Source organism: Polynucleobacter sp. es-EL-1, assembly GCF_018687975.1.
Taxonomy (GTDB): domain Bacteria; phylum Pseudomonadota; class Gammaproteobacteria; order Burkholderiales; family Burkholderiaceae; genus Polynucleobacter.
On record NZ_CP061310.1, the window covers coordinates 1,838,413 to 1,862,435 of the forward strand.

Consider the following 24,023-nt stretch of genomic DNA (forward strand, 5'->3'; position numbering starts at 1 on the left):
CTATATGTTACGCATCATTTCTGCCAACCTCAACGGAATCCGCTCTGCAGTCAAAAAAGGCTTTATGCCTTGGGTTGTAAAACAAAAGGCGGACTTTGTTTGTATGCAGGAGCTCAAAGCCCAGCAAGATGATCTAGAGGATGCGATTCTTAATCCTGATGGCCTACATGGCTTCTTTCATCATGCCGAGAAAAAGGGTTATAGCGGCTGCGGCATCTACACCCCCCACAATCCGGATGAAGTGCTCTATGGCTACGGAAATGCGGAGTTTGATGCTGAAGGTCGCTATGTTGAAGCAAGATTTAAGAAGCTCTCAGTCATCTCCGTATACATGCCCTCAGGCTCAAGCTCGCCAGAAAGGCAGGAAGCAAAATATCGTTATCTAGACTCTTTCTTGCCACACCTAGTTGAGCTCAAAAAATCAGGGCGCGAGATTGTCTTATGTGGCGATGTCAATATCGCCCACAATGAAATCGATTTAAAAAATTGGAAAGGCAACCTGAAGAACTCAGGCTTTTTACCAGAAGAGCGTGCTTGGCTGACAAACCTATTTGGTAAAGTTGGTTACGTAGATGTCTATAGAAAGCTAGAGCCAGAAGCGACCGATGCCTGCTACACCTGGTGGAGCAATCGGGGTCAAGCGTATGCAAAGAACGTGGGCTGGCGCATCGACTATCACATCACCACTCCTGGCATTGCTCAAAGCGCGAAAAAAGCGGCTGTTTATAAAGATGAGCGCTTCTCAGATCATGCGCCATTAACCGTGGATTATGAATGGACTATTTAACAACCTGAGAGTCGTGCTTTTTAAATTCCACCACTTTGAAATGAATAGTCAGCCAAATCAAAATTAAGACCGGTGCACCAATAATGGCAGTACTGATAAAGAATGTTGAGTAACCAAAGTTATCAACAAAAACACCTGAGAATCCGGCCAACCATTTGGGCATCAGTAGCATCATCGAACTAAATAAAGCGTACTGCGTTGCTGAATACTGAATGTTAGTAAGCGACGATAAAAATGCAATAAAAGCTGCAGTAGCGATTCCTGAACTCAGATTATCTGCAGAAATTACCCACACCAAGCCATGCAAATCATGACCCTGCGTTGCAAGCCATGCAAATAACAAATTACTCACGGCCGACAGAATTGCGCCTAAAAACAAAATACGCATTACACCAAATCGAAGAGTGAGAACTCCACCAACAAAAGCGCCCACCAAAGTCATCACCACACCAAACACCTTGCTCACAGCAGCAACTTCGTCTTTGGTGTAGCCCATGTCGACGTAAAACGGATTGGCCATAATGCCCATCACCACATCACTAATGCGATAGATGGCAATCAAAGACAGAATGAGAATGGCATGCCAACCATAACGCGTAATAAAGTCGGCAAAAGGTTCAATCAGAGTTTGATGCAGCCATGCCTTAGCATTTCGGGCCTTTGCTAACTCAACGCGCACCGGTTCTTTACTCAATAGCGTCGTGACAACTCCTACCCCAATAGAAAGGGCCATACAGAGGTACGCGAACTGCCAAGCGCTGGCATCGTAGCCAATAGTTCCAGCCTCAGCCCGAGCAGCTAACCACAATACGCCAGCACCAGACCAAATTAACGCTAATCGATAGCCCATTTGATAGGTTGCCGCCAAAGCTGCCTGATGATCGCTGTCGGCTGACTCGATCCGAAAGGCGTCTAAAGCAATATCTTGAGTAGCAGAACCAAACGCAACCAATAAAGCACACCAAACAATTGGCGTGAGCTGCGCCTGAGGATCAATGCTGGCCATACCAACAAGACCTAAGATGATCAGCATCTGGGCAAATAATAGCCAGCTCCGCCGTCTACCAAAAAATGAAGTCAGCACGGGGATAGGTAGTCTGTCGACCAGCGGTGCCCACATCCACTTGAATGCATAGATCAGACCAACCCATGTGAGATAGCCGATGGTGCTGCGATCGATGCCTGCTTCTCTCAGCCAAAAGCTGAGCGTACCTAAAATTAATAAGAGGGGCAATCCTGCGGAGAAGCCCAAGAAAAGCATTCGCAAACAAGGCCACTCGAGATAAACCCGAAAATCTTTCAGCCAGGACTGAGCAGCACTAAGCACGGCGAACGCGGAACAGCGCTAAGCTTCCAAAAAGATTGGGCATCAAGGTCACCTGACGGCCTTCATGCAAGATGCATTGATCCAAAATTTTGAGCCCTAAGCTAGAGGCCAGTTTTTCAAAATCGGCCACTGTGAGGACGCGTACGTTAGGGGTGTTGTACCACTGATAAGGCAGACTCTTAGAGACAGGCATCCGCCCAAAACCTACTGATAAACGATGGGACCAATGTCCAAAGTTAGGAAATGACACGATCGATTCTTTACCGACTCGCACCACTTCGCGCAAAATCTTTTCAGTCTCATGAATAGTTTGTAAGGTTTGCGAAAGCACCACTGTATCAAAACTACTGTTCTCAAATAGCGCTAACCCGCCCTCCAGATTTTGCTGAATGACATTGATACCCTTTTGTACGCAAGACAGAACGCGTGCATCATCAATCTCAACACCATAAGCATGTACAGGTTTTTGCTTTTGCAAATACTCCAAAAAACTGCCATCACCACAACCAAGGTCAAGCACTTCACTTTTGGGAGCAATCCAATTCGCAATCGCGGCAAAGTCTACGCGCTTCATGATGTTGCCTCCAGCATCTGCTCAAAATACGCTCGAATCAAGTTGTGATAACGAGGATCATCCAACAGGAATGCATCATGCCCATGGGGAGCGTCGATCTCTGCATAACTGACTTCACTCTTGTTACTAAGCAAGGACTCCACAATTTCGCGACTACGATTTGGCGGGAAGCGCCAATCAGTAGAAAAACTCACCACCAAAAACTTCGCCTGCACCTCAGCCAAGGCACGATTGAGGCTTCCCTCGTAACGACGTGATGGATCAAAATAATCTAAGGCTCTAGTAATGAGTAAATAGGTATTGGCATCAAAATAAGTAGAGAATTTATCTCCTTGATGCCGCAGATAACTCTCAACCTCGAATTCAACATCAAAGCTAAAGCGGTAGTCATGTGACTCACCGTCGGGGCGTTGCAATTCGCGCCCAAACTTTTCTGCCATATCGTCATCAGACAAATACGTAATGTGTCCCACCATACGCGCTAAACGTAAACCACGCTTAGGGACTACACCATGCTCATAATAATTTCCACCATGGAAATCAGGATCAGACAAAATGGCATTGCGCGCCACTTCATTAAAAGCAATATTCTGAGCGCTCAGCTTGGGTGTTGAAGCAATGATGACGCAATGTGCCAAGCGCTTAGGAAACTGTATTGACCAAGCCAAAGCTTGCATGCCACCCAGACTGCCGCCCATCACAGCAGCAAATTTACGGATGCCCAACTTATCCGCTAAGCGAGCTTGAGTATTGACCCAATCTTCAACCGTAATGACTGGAAAGTCTGCGCCATAAGGTTTGCCACTAGCAGGATTAATACTCATTGGACCAGTTGAGCCAAAGCAAGAGCCTAAGTTATTAACTCCGATAACAAAGAGATGATCGGTATCCACGGGTTTACCGGGACCAATCATGTTATCCCACCAACCAATATCCTTTGGATCATCTGGGTTCGGGCCAGCCACATGATGCGACGCATTTAAGGCATGACAAACTAATACTGCATTGCTTTTATCGGCATTTAACTTGCCGTAAGTTTCAATCACTAAATCATAGCCAGATAGTATGGCGCCACTTTGCAAAGGCAAAGGCTCGGCAAAGTGGATTGTATTTCTTGAGAGGTGTAGCTCGCTCATTCGGATAGAAGGATGCGCAGACTGATATCAGATGCATCTGTTGGTAGCTTTTTAAAGCCACTGCGAGCAAATCGATGCCAGCGTCCTAGAACACAGCTCATCAACATCGCAGCACGAATACTGACTTCATCTTGACTAATATTTGCCCAGGCACCGCCTTGAGTTTGGGCAATTCGTAGCGCTTGTTTTAATGAAGCCTCAACGCGATCTAAGACCTGGGTAATGCGCTCTTGCAAACGATCATCCTCTTGCAATAATGCATCGCCTAAAAGGACGCGAGTCATCCCAGGGTTTTTTTCCGCAAAGAATAGAAGCATTTGCAAAATACCGCGCGCTTGTGCAAGTCCAGATTCTTCTTTTTGATTAATCTGATTAATCAAACCAAATACCGTTTGCTCAATGAAAGAAATAAGACCTTCGAACATTTGCGCTTTACTGGCGAAATGTCGATAAAGAGCTGCTTCAGAAACTTGAATTTTTGCTGCTAATGCTGCCGTTGTGACGCGCTCACCCTTTGGGTTTTGCAACATCTCGGCAAGTACCTGAAGGATTTGAAGGCGACGCTCGCCTGGACGTGGGCGCTTGCGTGTCTTAGCCGCATCGACAGTGCTTGCTTCAAGTTCTGAAGTGGGCTCTAAAGAATCACGCATGTTTATCTCTTTTATTTTATTCTTAACGCGAGCGAATCATCGTTCCAAAAGCTTGCTCAGTCAAAATTTCTAACAGCAAAGAATGCTCGATTCGTCCATCAATAATATGAACTGAATTCACACCACTCTTGGCAGCGTCCAATGCTGAAGAAATCTTAGGAAGCATGCCGCCGGAAATAGTGCCATCTGCAAATAAGGCATCAATCTCGCGCGCCGTCAGATCAGTTAACAGATTGCCGCTCTTATCCATTACTCCTGGAATATTGGTCATCATGACTAACTTCTCAGCGTGCAAAATTTCTGCCATCTTGCCAGCCACTAAGTCTGCATTGATGTTGTATGCCTGACCTTCTTCACTAAATCCAATTGGAGAGATCACGGGAATGAAAGCATCATCCTGCAAAGCCTTAACAACTGCAGGATTGATCGCTTCAATTTCACCTACAAAACCAAGATCAATTGTGCCCCCAGGTGTTTTCTCATCGGCAACTAGCATTTTCTTTGCACGAATCAAACCGCCATCTTTGCCGGTTAAGCCAACCGCTTGACCGCCAAAATGGTTGATCAGCATCACGATATCTTGTTGCACTTCACCACCAAGCACCCACTCAACCACTTCCATAGTTTCTTCATCAGTAACGCGCATCCCTTGAATAAAGGTGCCACTCTTACCAATTTTCTTAAGTGCCTCATCAATTTGCGGGCCGCCGCCGTGAACTACTACGGGATTCATGCCAACTAACTTGAGCAAAATAACATCGCGTGCAAAACTTTCCTTCAGACGTTCTTCCACCATGGCATTTCCGCCGTACTTAATAACGATGGTCTTCCCGTGATACGCGCGGATATAAGGCAAAGCCTCAGCCAAAATCTCTGCCTTTAATAAAGGAGGGATTTCGCTAATAGATGGTGATTGCTTGGTCATTGCTGCTTCTGAATTGAGTCTAGTAAATTAATCGCCAAATAATTTTTGACGTAACTCGCGACGCTCTTGCGCCTCAAGGGAAAGATTAGCAGTTGGGCGAGCAATTAAACGGTTTAAGCCAATAGGCTCGCCAGTCTCTTCACACCAACCGTAATCTCCAGACTCAATGCGCGCAAGGGCTTGCTCCACCTTTTTCAACAGCTTGCGCTCGCGATCGCGCGTACGCAACTCAAGCGCGTGCTCTTCTTCGATTGTCGCGCGGTCAGCTGGGTCAGGGACCAAAATATTCTCACGAAGATGCTCAGTTGTTTCAGAGGCATTCTTCAAGATATCGTCTTTTAAAGTGAGCAACTTCTGACGGAAAAAATCTAGCTGGGCAGCATTCATATAGTCCTTTTCGGACATCTTGAGCAATTCTGCCTCTGTTAAGGGGGCGCCCTTGGCAACCTTAGTGCTTGCGGCCTTACTAGGAGCTTTTGCTGCGGCCGTAGATTTCGTTGGTGTTTTTACCGTCATTTCATTCTTTCCATGGATTTGAACCATTATTGCTTCATTCTGCCAAACTTTTATTGCCGTTTAGCCAATATTTAGCAATATTGACCGTGGCGGCGGATTGTACTTGATATTTTCTAGGCCAAACAGCCTTCGAGCCCAGCCAGCAGGGTGTCCTTGGGTAGATCGATACCGATAAAGACCATCCGGGTTTGCTTGGGTTCAGCGCCCCATAAACCGGCTAAATCACTTCCCATCATCTGATGGACGCCCTGAAACACGACTTTTCGGTTGCTTCCCTTGACATAAAGCACCCCTTTATAGCGCAACATCTTCTCTCCAAAGACCTCCAAAATGCCCCCTAGGAAGTCTTCTAATTTTTTGTGATCAAAGGGTTTATCACTACGAAAAACGAAGGATTGGATGCGATCTGTATGCCCAGCATGTCCATGATGATCATGGCTATGGTCATGTCCGCAAGCGCTATGGTCATGGTGATCGTGACTGTGATCATGGCCACAGGTGGCGTGATCATGGTCTTCTTGCTCTAAAAAATGAGGGTCAATATCTAACTTGGCATTCAAGTTAAAACCTTTGAGATCTAGAACAGCCTCTAATGGCACCACCCCTTTAGAGATTGCCTGAATCGGGGCTCTAGGATTCATATGCATCAAGCGACCCCGTAAGGCCTCTACCTCTGCAGGCGTTACTAAATCCGTTTTGGTGATAAAAATTTGGTCTGCGAAGCCGACCTGACGCTGCGCCTCTTCATGCTCAGTGAGTTGCTGTTGGCCGTGCTTGGCGTCCACTAAAGTCACGACGGCATCCAATACGTAATGATCAGCAACATCATCATCCATAAAGAAAGTCTGCGCCACTGGGCCAGGATTGGCTACACCAGTAGTCTCGATCACAACACGTTCAAAGCTGATTTTTTTATCCTTGCGCTGCTCCCACAATGCATTGAGCGCCTCAACTAAATCGCCGCGAATGGTGCAACAAATACAGCCATTGCTCATCTGCACAATATTTTCTTGATTGTCTTGGACCAAGATATCGTTATCAATATTCTCCTCGCCAAATTCATTTTCAATGACGGCGATTTTTTGACCATGTTGCTCAGTCAGAATATGTTTGAGCAAAGTGGTTTTGCCGCTACCCAAAAAGCCCGTAAGAATTGTTACCGGAATTAACGCCATTTTTGATCCATTCAAAATCTATCAACATCTTCCCCATTCGGGAAACCTTCTATATTACCGAGTTCCTCAGCCTTTGCCAGCCTTTGCGCGAGGATGGGCTTTATCGTAGGCTTGAGCAAGGTGCTGAAAATCCAAAGAGGTGTAAATCTGGGTGCTGGCAATGCTGGCATGCCCCAACATCTCCTGAACTGCCCGCAAGTCTTGCGAAGACTGCAAAACGTGGCTAGCAAAGCTATGACGCATCATATGCGGGTGAACATGCGTTGGAAGTCCCGCTCGCATGGCCAGGGTCCGCAATCGTGCCTGAACCGTCCTAGGAGATAGCCTGGCGCCTGTTGCTGAGATAAACAGTGCATTTGATGATTGCGCTTGGCCCACCTGCTGGGCCTGATCCCGCAACTCGCGCCAAACTCTTAATGATTGCAATGCGGGCTTACCAATGGGCACTGAACGACGCTTGCCGCCTTTACCTAAAACGGTGACCTCTGCCGCATCCCAATCCAACCATCCCGCTGACTCCTGTTGGCGATCTTTACTCTGCATCACATCAATACCCAAAAGCTCTGATAAACGCAGACCTGAGGAATAGAGCAAGTCAATGATGGCAGCATCACGTACCGTTTCTAAGTCTTTCTTCTCTTGCGCTTCTTTTACCGCTTGATTAACTAAAGAAAGGGCCTGCTCCACTGAAAGCGCCTTAGGCAAGGATTTAAGCCGCTTGGGGGCTTTAACATCATCGACTGGGTTGGCAACCAAGCTTGCTGCAGCACGTCCTGCTTGAGCATCACGACGCGCATCTTTCTCTGTTAACCAGTCATACCACCCACGCCATGCAGAAAGTGCGCGTGCAATGGTGCGGGATGATTTTGCTTTGGAATGCAAACGCCCAGCCCAACGACGTACATGCGCATTCGTTACCTTAAGAAGATCAACAGAATCTTCTGCAGCAAATGCCTGCAGCCCACCTAAATCCATCCGATATGCTTTAAGCGTATGGGGTGAGAGCTGTCTTAATACATGCAGCTCATGCAAATATTCCTCAATAAGAGGATGTGTCTCAGCTAGCGTTTGGCTCATAAGCCTGGATGCGATCCAAAGCTGCTGCAGTTAACTCGGCAATTTGGCGCAAATAGAACGCGCCCATATCAGCCGTAAAGCGGGTTTCGTCCTTGCTCGCCAACAGCAATACTGCTGGTGACTGAGGTACACCAGTACTCTTACCCAAGGGGATGCCAATGGCCACCATACTTTGCCAGTCAGGATTGATCGCGACTTGAGTTGCCAGTAAATCTACGCTAGCCGATGCTAGCTCTTTAGCCGAACCACATAACGGAGTATCTACCCAAGGACCAAAAGCAGGGCTAGGAGATAACAGTTGTGCAAATTCGACTTCAAATACTTCTGCCAAACCCTGAGTTACGGCGGCCTCAACATCAGCCTTGTTATTTGCCTGCATTAAACGCAGCAACCATGCCACTAAACTTTGCTGGGTTTTGTCATTGCGACTACCAAAGTGCAACATTTCACTGAGGCGTCGATTGAGCTCTTGGTTTTGCGAACGTAACATCGTCATTTGACGTTCTTGCAAAGAGATCGCGCGATCTTCATGTGGATGCTTTAAACGAATTTCATTTAAGAGATTGGCATTACGCTCAAAAAATCCTGGCGTAGCGCGCAACCACTCTGCCACCAACTCTTCTTGCTCAGCCTGTTTAGGATCAATTGCGCTCATCTTTTTTTCTCGCTTACTTTTATTTAGCTTATTTATTAGCCTAGTTTTTTACGGAGTAATTCATTTACTTGACCTGGATTGGCCTTACCTTGAGAAGCTTTCATAATCTGACCAACCAAGGCATTAAATGCCTTCTCCTTACCAGCGCGGAACTCTTCGACAGACTTCTCGTTTGCCGCGAGCACCTTATCAATCATGGCTTCAAGTTCACCACTATCGCTAATCTGTTTTAAGCCCTTGGCATCAATCACTTGATCCACTGTGCTAATAGGTTTACCGGCAATAGCCTCTTCCCACAGTATTGCAAAAATATCTTTTGCGATCTTATTGGAGATCGTGCCGTCTGCTACGCGGGTTAATAGTGACGCTAAGTGCTCCGCCTTTAATGGCGCATCTGCAGTAGCAATTCCAGCGCGATTGAGTGATGAGGCAAACTCGCCCGCAATCAAATTCGCAGCCGCTTTAGCCAATGGCTTACCCACAATTGCTAAAAGCTCTTCAAACACTTTTGCTGTATCGCGATCTTGTGTCAGCAGTTGCGCGTCATATGCGCTCAGGCCAAATTCACCTTGCCATTGCTCACGCAGTTGTGCTGGAAGCGCTGGCATCTTGCTGCGCACATCCGCAATCCACGAGTCATCTATCACTACGGGTAATAAATCTGGATCTGGGAAGTAGCGATAGTCGTTTGCATCCTCTTTACTTCGCATGCTGCGAGTTTCTTGACGATCTGGATCGTATAAGCGAGTTTCTTGCACGACTGTGCCGCCATCTTCTATGAGCTCAATTTGACGACGCACTTCATATTGAATTGCTTCCTCTAAAAAGCGGAAGGAATTTAAGTTCTTAATTTCGCAGCGGGTACCAAATTCTTGTTGTCCTACTGGGCGAACGGATACGTTGGCGTCACAGCGGAATGAGCCTTCTTGCATATTGCCATCACATACTCCAAGCCAAACTACTAAGGAATGCAAAGCTTTTGCATAAGCAACCGCTTCAGCGGCGCTACGCATGACGGGCTCAGTCACAATCTCCAACAAAGGCGTACCAGCGCGATTTAAGTCAATTCCGCTTGATGCTTCACCATGCGGACCAATAAAGCCCTCTTCATGGACAGACTTGCCAGCATCCTCCTCCATATGGGCACGGGTAAGCTCAACCACCTTCACTTCATCGCCAACCAATATCTCCAGATGGCCGCCAACAACCACGGGAATCTCCATCTGGCTAATCTGGTAGCCCTTAGGTAGATCAGGATAGAAATAATTCTTGCGCGCAAAAATACTTGCCGGTGAAATCTTTGCACCTACCGCTAAACCAAAGCGAATTGCATGCTCCACAGCTTGGCGATTGAGCACAGGCAAAACACCAGGCAAAGCTAAATCCACTGGACATGCTTGCGTATTAGGACCAGCACCAAAACGAGTACTTGCTCCACTAAAAATTTTGGATTGTGTCTGGAGTTGGGCATGGGTCTCTAGACCGATAACGACTTCCCACTGCATCATGCCACCTCGCTTGCAATGCGCAAATGCCAATCACTGGCTTGCTGATATTGATGGGCCACTTGCAACAGGCGCGCCTCAGAAAAATAGTTGCCAATCAACTGCATGCCAATCGGTAAATTATTTGCATTAAACCCACACGGAACACTCATAGCCGGTAAGCCCGCCAGGTTCGTGGAAAGCGTATAGATATCTTCTAAATACATTTGCACCGGATCTTTTGATTTTTCACCAAGACGCCACGCTACATCTGGTGCTACTGGTCCCAAGATCACATCACACTTTTCAAATGCTGCTTGAAAATCTGCAGCAATAATGCGACGAATTTTTTGCGCCTGTAAATAGTAGGCGTCGTAGTAACCGTGGGAAAGGACGTAGGTGCCAATTAAGATACGACGCCTGACTTCAGCTCCAAAACCTTCAGTACGTGATTTTTTGTACATGTCTGCCAAGTCGCGATATTCATTGGCACGATGTCCATAACGCACACCATCAAAGCGGCTTAAATTACTGGATGCTTCAGCTGGTGCCAGCACGTAATACACCGGTATTGAGAGTTTTGTTTTGGGCAAGCTCACCTCAACTAATTGCGCACCCAATGCTTCTAAGGCTTTTGCTGCAGCATTAACTGAGTTCGCTACATCTTGAGCCAAGCCTTCGGCAAAGAATTCTTTTGGCAAACCAATACGTAATCCTTCTAATGGTTTTGCTGTATTCCCATTGCCCGCTTGCCAGGCCTGTGTCAGGTAACGACCATAGTCCTCACCAGAGTCCGCCAAGGATGTGGAGTCACGTGGATCATGCGATGACATCGCGGTGAGCAGCAGGGCGCAGTCTTCCGCGGTTTTACCCATTGGACCAGCTTGATCCAAAGAGGATGCATATGCAATCATGCCGTAGCGTGATACACGCCCATAACTGGGTTTAATGCCGGTCAAGCCACAAAATGCTGCCGGCTGACGGATTGAGCCGCCAGTATCGGTTCCTGTTGCAATTGGCGCTAATCCAGCTGCCACAGCGGCGGCGGAACCACCTGAAGACCCACCAGCGACATAGTCGCAATTCCAAGGATTTAAGACTGGTCCATAAGCTGAATTTTCATTGGAAGAGCCCATAGCGAACTCGTCCATATTGGTCTTGCCCAAGCAAACCATGCCAGCACCATTGGGATTGTTTTCGCCTGGAATGCCCAAATTTGCGACCACAGTGGCATCGAATGGGCTAAGGTATCCCTCGAGCATTTTGGAGGCTGCAGTTGACTTCCAACCGCGGGTAACAAAGACATCTTTATGGGCTATGGGAATTCCGGTTAATTTTCCAGCCTTTCCCGAGGCAATTAAAGAATCAGCTTTAGATGCTTGCTCTAAACTTAAGTGAGCACTTACATCAAGGTATGCATTGAAGCGCTTTTCCGCCTCAATTCGATCTAAAAAGTACTTTGTTAATTCAGTACTTGAGACCTCTTTAGCGGCTAAGGCTTTCGCCATTAAGGCGATGGGGGTTTGGCTCCAACTCATTCAATCACCTTTGGAACTAAGAAATAGCCATCCTGAACCGCAGGGGCCGATTGTATGTTCTCGGCGCGATGATCAGATTCGGTTACAGCATCTGCACGCATGGGCTGCGCCAAATCACGTAAAAAGAGAATAGGGTGAGCCAGGGGCTCAAGACCACTGGTATCAACCGCTTGCATTTGCTCAACCAAGGCAAAAATAGCCTGTAATTGAGGCAATACCGCCTCGGCTTCTGCTTGATTTAACTCAAGACTGGAAAGGTGCGCAATGCGCTGGACATCATCAAGTTTCATGGGGCGCTAGAGTATCATTCCTATATATATTTTTTAACACTTACTTATTTTCCCACTACATCATGTTTGGTTTTTTCCGCAGCTACTTTTCGAATGACCTGGCCATCGACCTAGGTACCGCCAACACCTTAATTTATATGCGTGATCGGGGTATTGTGCTTGATGAGCCGTCAGTGGTGGCAATTCGCACAGAAGGCGGTCCCAGTGGCAAAAAAACCATTTTGGCGGTCGGAAAAGAAGCAAAAGCCATGTTGGGACGTGTTCCAGGCAATATTGAGGCAATTCGCCCAATGAAAGACGGCGTTATTGCCGATTTCACGATTACCGAGCAAATGCTCAAGCAATTTATCAAAATGGTGCATGAGAGCAAGCTTTTAAAACCAAGCCCACGCATCATTATTTGCGTACCTTGCGGCTCAACTCAAGTTGAACGTCGTGCGATTCGTGAATCCGCCTTAGGGGCAGGCGCCTCACAAGTGTATTTAATTGAGGAACCGATGGCTGCTGCAATTGGAGCTGGCTTGCCTGTTTCCGAAGCTGCTGGCTCAATGGTCGTTGACATCGGTGGCGGTACAACTGAAGTTGGCGTGATGTCATTAGGCGGGATGGTTTACAAAGGCTCCGTTCGTGTTGGTGGCGATAAATTTGATGAAGCAATTACCAACTACATTCGCCGTAACTACGGCATGTTAATTGGTGAGCAAACCGCCGAGTTAATCAAGAAAACCATTGGCTCTGCATTCCCAGGTCAAGAAGTGCGTGAGATGGAAGTGAAGGGGCGTAATCTTTCTGAAGGTATTCCACGCAGCTTCACAGTGACGAGCAATGAAGTTCTGGAAGCTTTGACAGATCCATTAAATCAAATTGTGACTGCCGTTAAAGCAGCGCTTGAACAAATTCCACCTGAGCTGGCATCGGATATTGCTGACCGGGGCATGATGCTAACCGGTGGTGGCGCACTATTGCGTGACCTCGATCGCTTACTGCTCGAAGAAACTGGGTTGCCCATTCATATCGCTGAAGATCCACTGACTTGCGTTGCTCGTGGTTGCGGTATTGCACTTGAGCGCATGGACAAGCTGGGTGGCGTGTTCTCACAAGAGTAATTGACCTAAGCGTCGATTAGGGAATTGCAACATAGCGCTCCTCCTCTTTTCAGACAAGGCGTTCCGGCTTTAGTCAAACTGATTGTCTGCTTATCGATCAGCATCGCACTGATGTTGGTCGATTTTCGTTATAAAACACTTGATCCTATCCGCAATCATGTGAATTGGCTCTTGCGCCCACTTGAGTACGTCATGATGATGCCTCGCAATGTTTATGAGGCAACAGCAGAGTACTTCACAACACGTAGTACCCTCGATAAAGAAAACCAAGAGATGAAAGTGCGCCAAGCGGAGTTATCTTTGCTTGCCAATCAATCCGAATTTCTATTGGTAGAGAATCAAAATTTACGGCAGTTAATGGATTTGCAAAAACAAGTGCCATTCAAAACTCTGCCAGTTGAAATCTTATTCAATCCACCCAATCCTATTTCTCAACGCATTGTCATCAATCGCGGAAGCAATGATGGTCTGAAACTAGGTAACCCCATTGCCAATGACTCGGGCATTTTGGGACAAGTCGTGCGTATCTATGATCGCTCTGCAGAAGTGTCTCTATTAGAAGATCGTGACTTTGCAGTACCCGTCCAAGTAGCACGCAATGGCTTAAGGGCGGCAGTATTTGGGGCTGGGCGCGGCAACCCTCTGGAGTTGCGCTACCTCCCCGTTGCCAGTGATTTGGAGGTGGGAGATGTATTAATCACCTCAGGTATCGACGGAATATATCCGCCTGGGTTTGCAGTCGCGGTGATTAGTCGTATTGAGCGTAATGCAGATAAAAATTCTTCAAACGTATTTTGTGTGCCAATTGCGCCTGTCAATCGCTATCGCCAAGCGCTAGCCTTACTCTACGATCCTCAGTGGGATGCCAAAGCCTCTTCAGCTTCTGGAAAGCCGGGAGCGCCAACCAGCAATACACCTGGTCGTCGCCAAACACGCACGCGAGGCATGCAATGATTGATTTTCAGAGCGGCTATATTCTGCGCCCGGTCAATCCGGTCTTTATTTACTTCAGCCTGCTTTGCGCACTGCTGTTGAATCTATTGCCAATTGGCAATTACGGCTGGATACCAGATTGGCTCATTATTTGTATTGTTTTTTGGAATATTCATCAACATCGCTATGTTGGCGTGATCACTGCATTTATTCTTGGCTTACTAATGGATGTGCACAACTCAGACCTATTGGGCTTGCATGCGTTTAGCTACTCCTTGGTGGCTTATCTTGCAATTACATGGCATCGGCGCATCATTGCTCTATCAGTACTTATTCAAGCCCTGCACCTCTTCCCCATCTTCATATTGGTTTCTCTATTTCCAGTGCTGGCTCATTGGCTATTAAGTGGAGAAGTCTACTGGTGGGCGCTGACCGGCGTCATTCAAGCCACGATTGAAGCATTACTATGGCCAGTGGCAACACGAATTTTGCTGTCGCCACAGCGTCGTCCTATTGACGTTGATCACAATCGTCCCATCTAAAGAGCGGCATGGTTTCCTTTAAAAAACCAGATCTCGATTCGTTTCAAGAGCGAATTCATATTGCGACTATTTTTGTCACTTTTTGCTTTTTACTACTGATTACGCGCTTGGTGTGGCTACAACTTGTCAGTCATGGCAAGTACGCTTTATTGGCTGAAAATAATCGTATTGCACTCGTTCCTGCGCCGGCCAACCGAGGTTTACTGATTGACCGAAATGGTATTGTGATTGGCCGAAACTACTCTGCGCTAACGTTAGATGTCAACGCAGAGGAAGTGAAGGGCAATGTTGATGACTTGATCGATGAGCTTTCTCAGATCGTCTTGATTTCCCCAAGAGATCGCCGTAATTTCAAGCGCTCCCTAGAAGATTCGCGAAAAATGGGTACATTTCCCCTTAGATCCATGCTAACTGAGGCTGAAACAGCCCGATTTATGGCCAATCGCTATCGCTTTCCTGGGGTTGAAATCCGCGCCCGAAGCTTTCGTGAGTACCCCTATAACGAGTTAGCCTCCCATTTAATTGGCTATATTGGGCGCGTTTCTCAAAAAGATAGAGAACGCATGCAGACTGAAATAGAGAATGCGAAGGCTGATGATCCGAATGCCCTGCAGACTTCATTCTTACCTGGCATTCAGTACGTTGGGAAAATTGGTTTAGAGCAAAGCTACGAATCTGTTTTACGCGGCACGCCTGGATATGACCAAGTAGAAATTACGGCGGGCGGAAAACCTGTACGCACACTATCAAGCTCGCCCTCGATACCCGGAAAAAATGTCATTCTCTCTGTCGATATCAAATTGCAATATTTGGTAGAGCAGCTGTATGGAAATTTCCGTGGTGCATTTGTTGCGATTGAACCAGAGACTGGCGATATTCTGGCATTTGTATCTAAACCCAACTTTAATCCCAATGATTTTGTTGAGGGTATTGATGCTGTTACCTGGAAAGAACTCAACGACTCGCCACAAAAACCACTCTACAACCGTCCACTTAAAGGTATTTATCCACCAGGGTCAACATATAAACCATTCATGGCTCTAGCTGCACTAGAAACTAATAAACGCACGCCATCACAAAGCATTTCAGATCCAGGTTACTTTGAATTTGGCAATCATGTCTTTCGTGACGATAAAAAAGGTGGCCATGGCATTGTTGATATGCAAAAGTCGATTGTTGAATCTTGTGACACCTACTACTACTTACTAGCACGTGATATGGGCGTGAATATGATGCATGATTTCATGAAGCCATTTGGCTTCGGGCAAATTACTGGCATTGATTTACAGGGTGAGTCAAAAGGCGTTCTTCCATCTACTGAGTGGAAAAAAAAGGCCTTCAAGAAACCAGAGCAACAAAAATGGTATGAAGGTGAAACCATTTCACTTGGAATTGGTCAAGGCTATAACGCATTCACCATTCTGCAGTTAGCACATGCCATGGCTAACTTAGCAAACAATGGCATCGTCATGAAACCCCATTTAGTAAAAGCGATTGAAGATCCATTTACCCGGCACAGAGAATTAACCACACCCAAAGAAAGTTACCGCATTGAACTCAAGCCTGAAAATATTGAAGTCATTAAGAAGGCAATGGTTGAAGTGAACAATACAGGAACATCAGCCTCAGTGTTTAAAGGCACCACTTACCAAGTAGGTGGCAAGACGGGAACGGCGCAAGTGTTTAGTTTGAATTCAAAAGAATATCATCACGGATCTACTGCAGAGTTTTTGCGGGACCATGCTTTATATGTTGCTTTTGCGCCTGCTGAAAAACCAACTATTGTGATTGCAATGGTTGTAGAGAACGCAGGATTTGGCGCACAACATGCTGCGCCTATTGCTCGAAAAGCATTGGATTTTTATATCGAAGGTAAGTGGCCTAAGGAGATTCCTGAATGGAAAAGAGCACCCTAGGAACATTTAAAAAAATATTCTTCGCAATTTTTAGCGGACTTGATCGCCAGCTAGGCCTTATTCTGCTTGCCTTAGCAACAGTTGGCTTCCTAACCTTTTTATCTGCCAGTCAAGATACGCCCGTACGATTTCAAGATGAACTTCGTAATCTAGCGCTATCTTTTATAGTCATGTGGATCGTATCGCGCATTCCTCCAAAGTGGTTGGAGATGGCTGCTGTTTGGATTTATAGCATCGGAGTCGCTTTGCTCATCGCCGTGGCAGTCTTTGGCCTAATTAAAAAAGGCGCGCGACGCTGGCTCAATATTGGCTTTGTCATTCAGCCTTCTGAGCTTATGAAAATTGCTATGCCATTAATGTTGGCATGGTACTTTCAAAAGCGTGAAGGCATTCAAAAATCGTGGGACTATGCAGTAGCGGCAATCATTCTTGGCATTCCTGTTTTACTCATTGCCCGCCAACCAGATTTAGGAACCTCATTATTGGTTTTTGCTGCAGGCATGTACGTGATCATTCTCGCTGGACTGCCCTGGAAATGGATCTTGCCATTTATTGGTCTAGGTGCACTGGGCATCATTTTGATTATTATTTTTGGCAGCACGATTTGTGCGCAAGATGTCGTGTGGCCATTTGTACACACTTATCAAAAACATAGAGTATGTACATTGCTTGATCCAACTAGTGATCCTCTTGGAAAGGGTTTTCATACCATTCAATCGATGATTGCAATCGGATCTGGTGGTTTTTTTGGTAAGGGTTGGTTCCAGGGAACTCAAACGCATCTTGAATTTATTCCAGAAAAACATACGGACTTTATTTTTGCTGTTTATTCAGAGGAGTTTGGACTTCTAGGCAATATCATTTTATTGGCTCTGTTTTTTGCCCTCATTAAAAGAGGCTTGGCCATTTCTGCTAGTGCGCCCAATTTGTTCACGCGCTTACTCGGAGCTTCGGTAACCTTAATTTTCTTTACTTATGCTTTTGTCAATATTGGCATGGTCAGTGGTTTGCTACCCATTGTAGGGGTTCCGCTACCATTTATTAGCTATGGTGGAACTGCGCTAGTAACACTGGGATTTGGTGCCGGTATTTTGATGAGTATTCACCGCCATCGAAGATTGGTGCAAAGCTAAGAAATCAGATTCGCAACTTACGTTAAATTTTTGCGTAAGCTCTAGAAACAAAAAAGCCCGGCATGCCGGGCTTTTTATCAACAATGCAAGAATTACTTCTTACGCTTGTTCACTGAATCTTTAAATGCCTTACCAGCAGAAAACTTAACAGTTTTAGCAGCGGCGATTTTAAGTGGCTCGCCAGTTTTTGGGTTGCGGCCCATACGTGCAGCGCGCTTACCAGAAGCAAAAGTACCGAAGCCGATCAGTTGTACTGAGTCGCCTTTAGTAACAGCTTTAATGATTTGCTCAATAGCAGAATTTAATGCAAATTCAGCTTTGGCTTTTGAGATCTCAGCATCGTCAGCAATCGCTGCGATTAGTTCTGCTTTGTTCAAGTGGAGCTCCTTATATATATTGATGTCAGCGCACATTACGCTTACATGATTTTAACCACAAAAAATTACAAAAATAAAGCTGCATCACAGCAAATTTATTTGCCGCGTCTGATTAATCTTCTAAAACAGTGATATCAGAGACAAAATACTCTGTATCCCCAAAGCAAGTGGTTGGCAAACCAATATGTTGATCATAGGTAAGAGACACCTTTTTGCCCAAATTCGCATTGATTTTTTGTGCAACTGCATCTTCTCGCACCGTAAAGAGGAACTTTTCTGACATTGTTCCCGGCATAGAAACCATGGCCAACTCTCCCTCCCAAGTTTTGCAAATGTAGCCCCGATGTGAAAACTTTTGCACATATCCAGCGCGCTCACCGCTTCCATAGCTCCAATTGAGCATAATCCAGGTATAAGCAGCAAGGCCAGCAAAGCCAATTAATAGAAGGCTTACAAGCCATTTTACAAATCCATTCATGCAGTTTTCCTTAATAAATCATCTTTGCAGCCCTAATTAGGTGCATTTGCCACGGCCTTTTTGACCATAGCCAACATTTGAGCATATTCATTACAAAAATAGGGATGAAATGACACTCCATCCAAATTAAAATACTAGTATTAACGCTAATTGGTAAACCTCATGGAATTTCGTCATCTTGTCTTTTTGATCTTTGTTGTCTCAGCTGTTTATGTTTATTTCAGGGGCAAGGTGCGATTTGGCTTAGTGCGCTCCCTTACCGACTACCAAGTCCTGTTGGCCCCAATTAACAGCCTACTGTATCTTTTTTCCAAAACCAAAGCGGGCGCTTTTATTCCGCCCAAAGACTTTCCTGAAATGCAAATCCTTCAGGATAATTGGCAAATCATTCGCGATGAAGCGCTAGCCTTAAACGCAGATGGCGCCATTGCTGCCGCAACTGGCTATAACGATATTGGTTTTAATTCTTTCTTTAGAACTGGCTGGAAACGTTTTCACCTGTACTGGTACGGCAAAGAAATGCCTTCGGCACAGGCCAATTGCCCCAAAACAGTTGCACTACTAAAGTCTATTCCATCCGTAAAAGCGGCGATGTTTGCCTCTCTACCGCCTGGAGCTACGCTCGTTCGACACCGCGATCCCTATGCGGGATCTTTGCGTTATCACATTGGCCTGGTCACACCAAATGATCCTAAATGCTTTATTGACGTTGATGGAGAGCGCTATTACTGGAAAGACGGCGAACCAGTGATGTTTGACGAAACCTACATTCATTACGCAGCCAATGAAACAGATCATCAGCGTATCGTGCTCTTTTGTGATGTAGAGCGTCCGGTTTATACAAAGCCTGTTCAATTACTTAATCGCTGGTTTGGACGTTATGTCATGAGCGCCGCATCATCACAAAACGTGGAAGGCGAGCAGGTTGGATTTGTTAATGTGCTATTTAAATATTTTTATCACCTGAGAGCACAAGCAAAAAAACTAAAGGCAACACATCGCCAGATCTATTACATCGGCAAATGGGTGCTGATTTTAGGAATTCTATGGGCAATATTTTGGTAGCCTAAGGACTGAGTATTTCCATAATTTGTTCGGGCGTAATGGAGCCCCAAACTTCCAACCTCTTTTTTCGACTGCTTTGGCCTGAAAGAAATTGAATTTGCTTTTGTGGAACTTTAAGTTGTTTTGAAAGCCAAGCTAGCAGCATTTCATTTGCTTTATTATCAGCAGCCAGCGCCTGAAGAGAAATTTTCAAGCACCCGTCATGTAAACCCACTATCTTGGTCTGTTTCGCGCCAGGCTGACAGTACAGGTTAAGCACAATTCCTGTGGGGGTTTGTTTTAACCAATTCGCTATCATGAAAGTCCTTTAAACTAAGCCCATGATAACGAAAAACTCTAAAGCGCTTGAGCAGTTATTTAGCAACAATCGTTCTTGGGCAGAAGCGATGATTGCACAAGATCCTGATTTCTTTCAGCGCTTAGTTTCTCAGCAGGCGCCTGAATATCTTTGGATTGGTTGTGCAGATAGTCGTGTACCTGCAAATGACATCGTTAACCTGCTACCAGGCGAATTGTTTGTCCATCGCAATATTGCTAACGTCGTTGTGCACACCGATTTAAATTGCTTATCCGTCATTCAATTTGCAATTGACTTATTAAAAGTAAAGCACATTTTGGTGGTCGGGCACTATGGCTGTTCCGGTGTTCATGCCGCGATGACAGATAAGCGCGTAGGCCTTGCTGATAATTGGTTACGTCATGTTAAAGATGTTCATCAAAAACATGAGCGCTATCTTGGAGAGCTCATTCCGAGCCCCAAACGCCATGATCGCTTATGCGAACTCAATGTCATTGAGCAAGTAGTCAATGTCTGCGAAACTACCATCGTACAAGATGCCTGGGCAAGAGGCCAGGACCTGACGGTACATGGTTGGACATATCGCTTAGAGACAGGCTTAGTAAATGACCTAGGTATGTCGATTAGCTCGCCTGAGGAAATGAATATCCGCTACGCTAAATCTCTCTCACGCTACGACGCTGCATAAGTTCGGCTTTGTTTAAAAACCTATCCAATTATTCTGGGGTTGCACTTCTCAGGTTCCTCGTGTCACTTCCTTATAAAGTCCTCATTGCGATTGGCTATGGTTTAGGTTTGCTCGCCTCATATATTCCCACTGATCGCAATCGTGTCGTACAAAAAAATCTTCAACTCTGTTTTCCTGAATTAAGTGATGCAGAAATTGATCAACTCAGAAAAAAACATTGGCGGCTTCTAGGAAGAAGCATGGTTGAAAAAAGCATCATTTGGCTGGGTAGCAAAAAGCAGCTTCGCGATATGATTGAAGTCCATTCAGAGGTGGATTTAAGCGATAGAAAACCAAGAATATTGGTCAATATGCATTTCATTGGCATTGAAGGGAGCATCATCCTTAGCGCACTCTCTGAAGAAAAAGGGTGGCCAAGAACCTCTGGCTTTTTTCAACGAATGAAGAATCCTTTTTTTAATCAAAAAATTATTGAATGGCGCAATCGCTTTGGCGGTAATTCCATTGATCGTCAAGGGAACTCGCTTGAGCTCATTCGAGAAATTCGCAAGGGCAGCTTCATCATCATTGCGCCAGATATTGATTTGGGACTAAAAGACTCTACTTTTGTACCTTTTTTTGATATTCAAACCAATACCATTACGGCAGTATCTAGGCTAGCCAAAATCACAGGCGCACAAGTTTGCATGATGATTACCACCCTTAAAAAAGATGAAGCTGGCTATCTTTGCTCAATCAGTAAGCCATTAGAAAACTTTCCTACCGACGACCCTCAGGCCGATACTGCCAGACTCAATCAAATCTTTGAAAAAGAAATTCGTTTGCGCCCGGCTGAATACTACTGGGTTCATAAACGCTTTAAAAATCGTCCCTTTAACGAAGCCAGCCCCTACTAGCCTTAAACCGAGCAATTGCTCGATAATGTGGTGATGGAAGAAAAAATTCGTGTCTCTAAGCTCTTATCTGAACTAGGCCTATGCTCTCGACGGGAGGCGGACTCTTACATTGAGCAGGGCTTGGTGACGGTGGATGGCGAGGTGGTAAACGAACTAGGCTCTCGAGCATTCCGGCATCAAAAGATAGAGCTACAGTCTGGTGCCAAAGCACAACAGGCCTCTCGCGTAACTGTCATCTTGAATAAGCCTGTTGGATATATCTCCCATTTTGATGATGAGCAAGAGTATCAGCCGGCAGCCTCACTTATCACACCAGACAACTACTTTGCTAGCCCGCTGGATAAGGGCCGAAACCCGCGCTTTAATACGAAAGGTCTTGCTCCGGCCGGTCGTTTAGATATCGACTCGACAGGTATGCTAGTCCTGACCCAAGATGGGCGAATTGCCAAACTGCTTATTGGCGAAAACAGTCCTATTGAAAAAGAATATCTTGTCCGCGTTGAAGGCGCACTCTCTTTTGCCGATCTTGATCGATTGAGACATGGTCTTGAGCTTGATGGCGTCGTCCTAAAGCCTGCCCAAGTCAGCTGGCAAAATGAAGATCAACTCCGCTTTGTTTTGCGTGAAGGACGCAAGCGTCAAATTCGTAGGATGTGTGAGATGGTAGGACTCAAGGTTTTGGGCTTAAAGCGGGTTCGTATGGGTCGTATTTCGCTTGGCGCCTTACCGCCTGGAAAATGGCGCTTTGTTAGACCTGAAGAACAGTTTTAAGCACGGCCCCCGCTTATAATTCTGTCTATTCAAATAGGCGCAGAATTACCATCGATACCATCACCTCCAGCACTCCCGGCGCAGAAGTCTTAAGACGTCGTAGCTTTGCCATCATCTCTCATCCGGATGCAGGTAAAACCACGCTTACCGAAAAATTACTCCTCTACGCAGGGGCTATTCAGATTGCGGGCAGTGTAAAAGCCCGTAAAGCAAGTCGGCATGCGACTTCAGACTGGATGGAAATTGAGAAACAACGTGGTATTTCTGTGGCTAGCTCAGTGATGCAGATGGAATATCGCGACTGCATTATTAATCTGCTGGATACTCCGGGCCACCAAGATTTTTCTGAAGATACCTATCGCGTTCTCACGGCAGTTGACTCAGCTCTGATGGTGATCGACGCGGCAAATGGTGTTGAGTCACAGACTCTCCGTCTATTAGAGGTATGTCGTGCGCGTAATACCCCTATTGTTACCTTCATTAACAAAATGGATCGCGAAGTAAAGCCTCCCATGGAGTTGATGGATGAAATTGAGTCCGCCCTTGGTATTGAAGTTGTTCCATTTACCTGGCCAGTAGGAATGGGTAAATCATTTGCTGGTGTGATTGATATTGCCAACTCACAAATGCGCATGTTTAAAGCTGGTGAAGATCGTGTTACCGAAAACTCACACGCGATTGTTGACATTAATGATCCGGCTCTCAAAGAGCGCTTAGGAACAGATCTGGAAAATGCCTTGGCTGAAGTCGACCTCATTAAAAATGCAATGCCTGCCTTTAATAAAGAGGCTTTTTTAGCAGGGCATCAATCTCCAGTATTTTTTGGCTCCGCAATTAATAACTTTGGCGTGCGGGAAATTCTTAACACTTTAGTTGAGCTAGCCCCATCGCCTGGATCACGCAAGGCATTGCAACGTGAAGTCAGCCCTGCAGAAAATAAATTCTCAGCAGTTGTCTTTAAGATTCAAGCCAACATGGATCCTGCCCACCGTGATCGAGTAGCCTTTTTGCGTATTTGCTCGGGTCATTTTCAACGTGGTATGAAACTTAAAATCTGTCGTAATGGCAAAGAGGTGCGGACCAATAATGCACTCTCTTTCTTATCCCAAAGACGCGATATCTTAGATGAAGCATTTCCAGGCGACATTATTGGATTACCTAATCATGGACTCTTAAGACTGGGTGATACGCTGACTGAAGGAGAGCAACTCCAATTTACAGGCCTGCCATTTTTTGCCCCGGAGATTTTCCGCATGGTTGAGTCTGCTGATCCATTGCGCTCCAAACAGTTGCGCACTGGCCTTATGCAGCTGGGGGAAGAGGGTGCTATTCAGGTGTTTCGCCCGATGACAGGCGGCACTATGCTCCTCGGTGCATTTGGGCAATTGCAATTTGAAGTCGTGAGCCACCGCTTGCAAACTGAATATGGTGCAGAGGTTCGCTTACTGCCCGCACGCTATAACTTAGCTCGCTGGGTTAGCTCGGATGATCCTGTTGCTCTGAAGAAATTCATCCAAGAAAATATTCATCGCATGGCTGAAGACGTTGTGGGTGCCTCAGTATTTTTGGCTTCCCATAAATCAGAACTCGATGTTGCCCAGCAACGCTGGGAATCTATTCAATTCCACGCATTACGTGAGCATGCAGGCTTAATCTACCAATCTGATTTAGCAGGTTAGAGTTGCG

Annotated in this window: 26 protein-coding genes; 11 read left to right on the top strand and 15 right to left on the bottom strand. The window is 45.9% G+C overall.

The window, feature by feature from the left end; all coding sequences use genetic code 11:
* Positions 1 to 4: 4 nt before the first annotated feature.
* Complete coding sequence (locus FD974_RS09385; RefSeq protein WP_215364513.1) at positions 5 to 787, top strand: exodeoxyribonuclease III; 783 nt, start codon at positions 5 to 7, stop codon at positions 785 to 787.
* Here the strand turns inward: FD974_RS09385 and FD974_RS09390 are convergent.
* The 12 genes from FD974_RS09390 to gatC all read right to left on the bottom strand — a co-directional run bounded on the left by FD974_RS09390 (position 780) and on the right by gatC (position 12,134).
* Positions 780 to 2,114, bottom strand: coding sequence for an MFS transporter (locus FD974_RS09390; protein WP_371817113.1), 1,335 nt, complete (start codon positions 2,112 to 2,114; stop codon positions 780 to 782). The two genes, FD974_RS09385 and FD974_RS09390, sit on opposite strands and share 8 nt — an antisense overlap.
* Positions 2,107 to 2,688 carry a methionine biosynthesis protein MetW gene (gene metW, locus FD974_RS09395; protein ID WP_215364515.1) on the bottom strand — a complete coding sequence of 194 codons (582 nt, stop codon included), beginning with the start codon at positions 2,686 to 2,688 and terminating at the stop codon, positions 2,107 to 2,109. The genes FD974_RS09390 and metW overlap by 8 nt, the downstream gene beginning before the upstream one ends.
* Entirely contained in the window at positions 2,685 to 3,824 is a 1,140-nt protein-coding gene (locus FD974_RS09400) for a homoserine O-acetyltransferase (protein WP_215364518.1), read from the bottom strand. Before FD974_RS09400 ends, metW begins: the two co-directional genes overlap by 4 nt.
* Positions 3,821 to 4,474 (bottom strand): nucleoid occlusion factor SlmA, encoded by a 654-nt coding sequence (gene slmA, locus FD974_RS09405; protein ID WP_215364521.1) that lies wholly within the window; start codon positions 4,472 to 4,474, stop codon positions 3,821 to 3,823. Before slmA ends, FD974_RS09400 begins: the two co-directional genes overlap by 4 nt.
* 22 nt (positions 4,475 to 4,496) lie before the next feature.
* On the bottom strand, positions 4,497 to 5,399 hold the full coding sequence (gene argB / locus FD974_RS09410; RefSeq protein WP_215364524.1) for an acetylglutamate kinase: 903 nt from the start codon (positions 5,397 to 5,399) through the stop codon (positions 4,497 to 4,499).
* 27 nt (positions 5,400 to 5,426) lie between these two features.
* Positions 5,427 to 5,804 (bottom strand): RNA polymerase-binding protein DksA, encoded by a 378-nt coding sequence (gene dksA, locus FD974_RS09415; protein WP_062307316.1) that lies wholly within the window; start codon positions 5,802 to 5,804, stop codon positions 5,427 to 5,429.
* Positions 5,805 to 6,028: 224 nt separating this feature from the next.
* Complete coding sequence (locus tag FD974_RS09420; RefSeq protein ID WP_215364528.1) at positions 6,029 to 7,090, bottom strand: GTP-binding protein; 1,062 nt, start codon at positions 7,088 to 7,090, stop codon at positions 6,029 to 6,031.
* A gap of 66 nt (positions 7,091 to 7,156) precedes the next feature.
* Complete coding sequence (locus FD974_RS09425) at positions 7,157 to 8,167, bottom strand: tyrosine recombinase XerC (protein WP_215364531.1); 1,011 nt, start codon at positions 8,165 to 8,167, stop codon at positions 7,157 to 7,159.
* Positions 8,148 to 8,822 carry a DUF484 family protein gene (locus tag FD974_RS09430; protein WP_215364533.1) on the bottom strand — a complete coding sequence of 225 codons (675 nt, stop codon included), beginning with the start codon at positions 8,820 to 8,822 and terminating at the stop codon, positions 8,148 to 8,150. The genes FD974_RS09425 and FD974_RS09430 overlap by 20 nt, the downstream gene beginning before the upstream one ends.
* Positions 8,823 to 8,857: 35 nt before the next feature.
* A complete protein-coding gene (gene gatB, locus FD974_RS09435; RefSeq protein WP_215366876.1) occupies positions 8,858 to 10,327 on the bottom strand; it encodes an Asp-tRNA(Asn)/Glu-tRNA(Gln) amidotransferase subunit GatB in 1,470 nt (489 codons plus the stop codon).
* On the bottom strand, positions 10,327 to 11,844 hold the full coding sequence (gene gatA, locus FD974_RS09440; RefSeq protein ID WP_215364535.1) for an Asp-tRNA(Asn)/Glu-tRNA(Gln) amidotransferase subunit GatA: 1,518 nt from the start codon (positions 11,842 to 11,844) through the stop codon (positions 10,327 to 10,329). Before gatA ends, gatB begins: the two co-directional genes overlap by 1 nt.
* Positions 11,841 to 12,134 carry an Asp-tRNA(Asn)/Glu-tRNA(Gln) amidotransferase subunit GatC gene (gatC, locus tag FD974_RS09445; RefSeq protein WP_215364537.1) on the bottom strand — a complete coding sequence of 98 codons (294 nt, stop codon included), beginning with the start codon at positions 12,132 to 12,134 and terminating at the stop codon, positions 11,841 to 11,843. The genes gatA and gatC overlap by 4 nt, the downstream gene beginning before the upstream one ends.
* 62 nt (positions 12,135 to 12,196) lie before the next feature.
* Here gatC and FD974_RS09450 point away from each other — a divergent pair, with 62 nt between their 5' ends.
* From FD974_RS09450 to rodA, 5 genes are read left to right on the top strand one after another with little or no spacing between them, the layout of a single operon-like run.
* Positions 12,197 to 13,240: a rod shape-determining protein gene (locus tag FD974_RS09450; RefSeq protein WP_215364540.1), complete on the top strand. Its 1,044-nt coding sequence runs from the start codon at positions 12,197 to 12,199 to the stop codon at positions 13,238 to 13,240.
* A 24-nt stretch (positions 13,241 to 13,264) separates the two neighbouring features.
* On the top strand, positions 13,265 to 14,194 hold the full coding sequence (gene mreC / locus FD974_RS09455; protein ID WP_215364543.1) for a rod shape-determining protein MreC: 930 nt from the start codon (positions 13,265 to 13,267) through the stop codon (positions 14,192 to 14,194).
* Positions 14,191 to 14,715: a rod shape-determining protein MreD gene (gene mreD, locus FD974_RS09460; RefSeq protein WP_215364545.1), complete on the top strand. Its 525-nt coding sequence runs from the start codon at positions 14,191 to 14,193 to the stop codon at positions 14,713 to 14,715. Before mreC ends, mreD begins: the two co-directional genes overlap by 4 nt.
* Positions 14,716 to 14,723: 8 nt before the next feature.
* Positions 14,724 to 16,631 (top strand): penicillin-binding protein 2, encoded by a 1,908-nt coding sequence (mrdA, locus tag FD974_RS09465; protein WP_215364548.1) that lies wholly within the window; start codon positions 14,724 to 14,726, stop codon positions 16,629 to 16,631.
* Positions 16,613 to 17,764, top strand: a complete 1,152-nt coding sequence (gene rodA, locus FD974_RS09470) for a rod shape-determining protein RodA (RefSeq protein WP_215364551.1) — start codon at positions 16,613 to 16,615, stop codon at positions 17,762 to 17,764. Before mrdA ends, rodA begins: the two co-directional genes overlap by 19 nt.
* Before the next feature lie 92 nt (positions 17,765 to 17,856).
* Here the strand turns inward: rodA and FD974_RS09475 are convergent, their stop codons facing one another.
* Positions 17,857 to 18,177 carry an HU family DNA-binding protein gene (locus tag FD974_RS09475; protein ID WP_143742185.1) on the bottom strand — a complete coding sequence of 107 codons (321 nt, stop codon included), beginning with the start codon at positions 18,175 to 18,177 and terminating at the stop codon, positions 17,857 to 17,859.
* A 76-nt stretch (positions 18,178 to 18,253) separates the two neighbouring features.
* Entirely contained in the window at positions 18,254 to 18,619 is a 366-nt protein-coding gene (locus FD974_RS09480) for a hypothetical protein (protein ID WP_215364553.1), read from the bottom strand.
* Between the two features lie 162 nt (positions 18,620 to 18,781).
* Here FD974_RS09480 and FD974_RS09485 point away from each other — a divergent pair, with 162 nt between their 5' ends.
* Positions 18,782 to 19,684, top strand: coding sequence for an aspartyl/asparaginyl beta-hydroxylase domain-containing protein (locus FD974_RS09485; protein WP_215364557.1), 903 nt, complete (start codon positions 18,782 to 18,784; stop codon positions 19,682 to 19,684).
* 1 nt (position 19,685) lies between these two features.
* Here the strand turns inward: FD974_RS09485 and FD974_RS09490 are convergent, their stop codons facing one another.
* Complete coding sequence (locus tag FD974_RS09490; RefSeq protein WP_215364563.1) at positions 19,686 to 19,982, bottom strand: DUF167 domain-containing protein; 297 nt, start codon at positions 19,980 to 19,982, stop codon at positions 19,686 to 19,688.
* A gap of 22 nt (positions 19,983 to 20,004) precedes the next feature.
* Here FD974_RS09490 and can point away from each other — a divergent pair, with 22 nt between their 5' ends.
* From can to FD974_RS09510, 4 genes are read left to right on the top strand one after another with little or no spacing between them, the layout of a single operon-like run.
* Positions 20,005 to 20,670, top strand: a complete 666-nt coding sequence (gene can / locus FD974_RS09495; protein ID WP_215364565.1) for a carbonate dehydratase — start codon at positions 20,005 to 20,007, stop codon at positions 20,668 to 20,670.
* Between the two features lie 8 nt (positions 20,671 to 20,678).
* Positions 20,679 to 21,566: a lipid A biosynthesis acyltransferase gene (locus FD974_RS09500; protein WP_215364567.1), complete on the top strand. Its 888-nt coding sequence runs from the start codon at positions 20,679 to 20,681 to the stop codon at positions 21,564 to 21,566.
* Positions 21,567 to 21,599: 33 nt separating this feature from the next.
* Entirely contained in the window at positions 21,600 to 22,337 is a 738-nt protein-coding gene (locus FD974_RS09505; protein ID WP_215364569.1) for a pseudouridine synthase, read from the top strand.
* 59 nt (positions 22,338 to 22,396) lie between these two features.
* A complete protein-coding gene (locus FD974_RS09510; protein ID WP_371817141.1) occupies positions 22,397 to 24,016 on the top strand; it encodes a peptide chain release factor 3 in 1,620 nt (539 codons plus the stop codon).
* The last annotated feature ends 7 nt before the right edge of the window (positions 24,017 to 24,023 follow it).

What these genes read in the sequence shown, in the direction of transcription:
- FD974_RS09430 (WP_215364533.1), bottom strand. Translation starts at nt 8,822, where the DNA reads ATGAGCGCAATTGATCCTAAACAGGCTGAGCAAGAAGAGTTGGTGGCA.
- rodA (WP_215364551.1), top strand. Translation starts at nt 16,613, where the DNA reads ATGGAAAAGAGCACCCTAGGAACATTTAAAAAAATATTCTTCGCAATT.
- FD974_RS09485 (WP_215364557.1), top strand. Translation starts at nt 18,782, where the DNA reads ATGGAATTTCGTCATCTTGTCTTTTTGATCTTTGTTGTCTCAGCTGTT.
- FD974_RS09385 (WP_215364513.1), top strand. Translation starts at nt 5, where the DNA reads ATGTTACGCATCATTTCTGCCAACCTCAACGGAATCCGCTCTGCAGTC.
- argB (WP_215364524.1), bottom strand. Translation starts at nt 5,399, where the DNA reads ATGACCAAGCAATCACCATCTATTAGCGAAATCCCTCCTTTATTAAAG.
- mreD (WP_215364545.1), top strand. Translation starts at nt 14,191, where the DNA reads ATGATTGATTTTCAGAGCGGCTATATTCTGCGCCCGGTCAATCCGGTC.
- FD974_RS09450 (WP_215364540.1), top strand. Translation starts at nt 12,197, where the DNA reads ATGTTTGGTTTTTTCCGCAGCTACTTTTCGAATGACCTGGCCATCGAC.
- mrdA (WP_215364548.1), top strand. Translation starts at nt 14,724, where the DNA reads ATGGTTTCCTTTAAAAAACCAGATCTCGATTCGTTTCAAGAGCGAATT.
- FD974_RS09490 (WP_215364563.1), bottom strand. Translation starts at nt 19,982, where the DNA reads ATGATAGCGAATTGGTTAAAACAAACCCCCACAGGAATTGTGCTTAAC.
- FD974_RS09425 (WP_215364531.1), bottom strand. Translation starts at nt 8,167, where the DNA reads ATGAGCCAAACGCTAGCTGAGACACATCCTCTTATTGAGGAATATTTG.
- FD974_RS09400 (WP_215364518.1), bottom strand. Translation starts at nt 3,824, where the DNA reads ATGAGCGAGCTACACCTCTCAAGAAATACAATCCACTTTGCCGAGCCT.
- FD974_RS09475 (WP_143742185.1), bottom strand. Translation starts at nt 18,177, where the DNA reads ATGTGCGCTGACATCAATATATATAAGGAGCTCCACTTGAACAAAGCA.
- gatA (WP_215364535.1), bottom strand. Translation starts at nt 11,844, where the DNA reads ATGAGTTGGAGCCAAACCCCCATCGCCTTAATGGCGAAAGCCTTAGCC.
- dksA (WP_062307316.1), bottom strand. Translation starts at nt 5,804, where the DNA reads ATGTCCGAAAAGGACTATATGAATGCTGCCCAGCTAGATTTTTTCCGT.
- FD974_RS09480 (WP_215364553.1), bottom strand. Translation starts at nt 18,619, where the DNA reads ATGAATGGATTTGTAAAATGGCTTGTAAGCCTTCTATTAATTGGCTTT.
- slmA (WP_215364521.1), bottom strand. Translation starts at nt 4,474, where the DNA reads ATGCGTGATTCTTTAGAGCCCACTTCAGAACTTGAAGCAAGCACTGTC.
- FD974_RS09505 (WP_215364569.1), top strand. Translation starts at nt 21,600, where the DNA reads ATGGAAGAAAAAATTCGTGTCTCTAAGCTCTTATCTGAACTAGGCCTA.
- gatB (WP_215366876.1), bottom strand. Translation starts at nt 10,327, where the DNA reads ATGCAGTGGGAAGTCGTTATCGGTCTAGAGACCCATGCCCAACTCCAG.
- FD974_RS09420 (WP_215364528.1), bottom strand. Translation starts at nt 7,090, where the DNA reads ATGGCGTTAATTCCGGTAACAATTCTTACGGGCTTTTTGGGTAGCGGC.
- metW (WP_215364515.1), bottom strand. Translation starts at nt 2,688, where the DNA reads ATGAAGCGCGTAGACTTTGCCGCGATTGCGAATTGGATTGCTCCCAAA.
- can (WP_215364565.1), top strand. Translation starts at nt 20,005, where the DNA reads ATGATAACGAAAAACTCTAAAGCGCTTGAGCAGTTATTTAGCAACAAT.
- gatC (WP_215364537.1), bottom strand. Translation starts at nt 12,134, where the DNA reads ATGAAACTTGATGATGTCCAGCGCATTGCGCACCTTTCCAGTCTTGAG.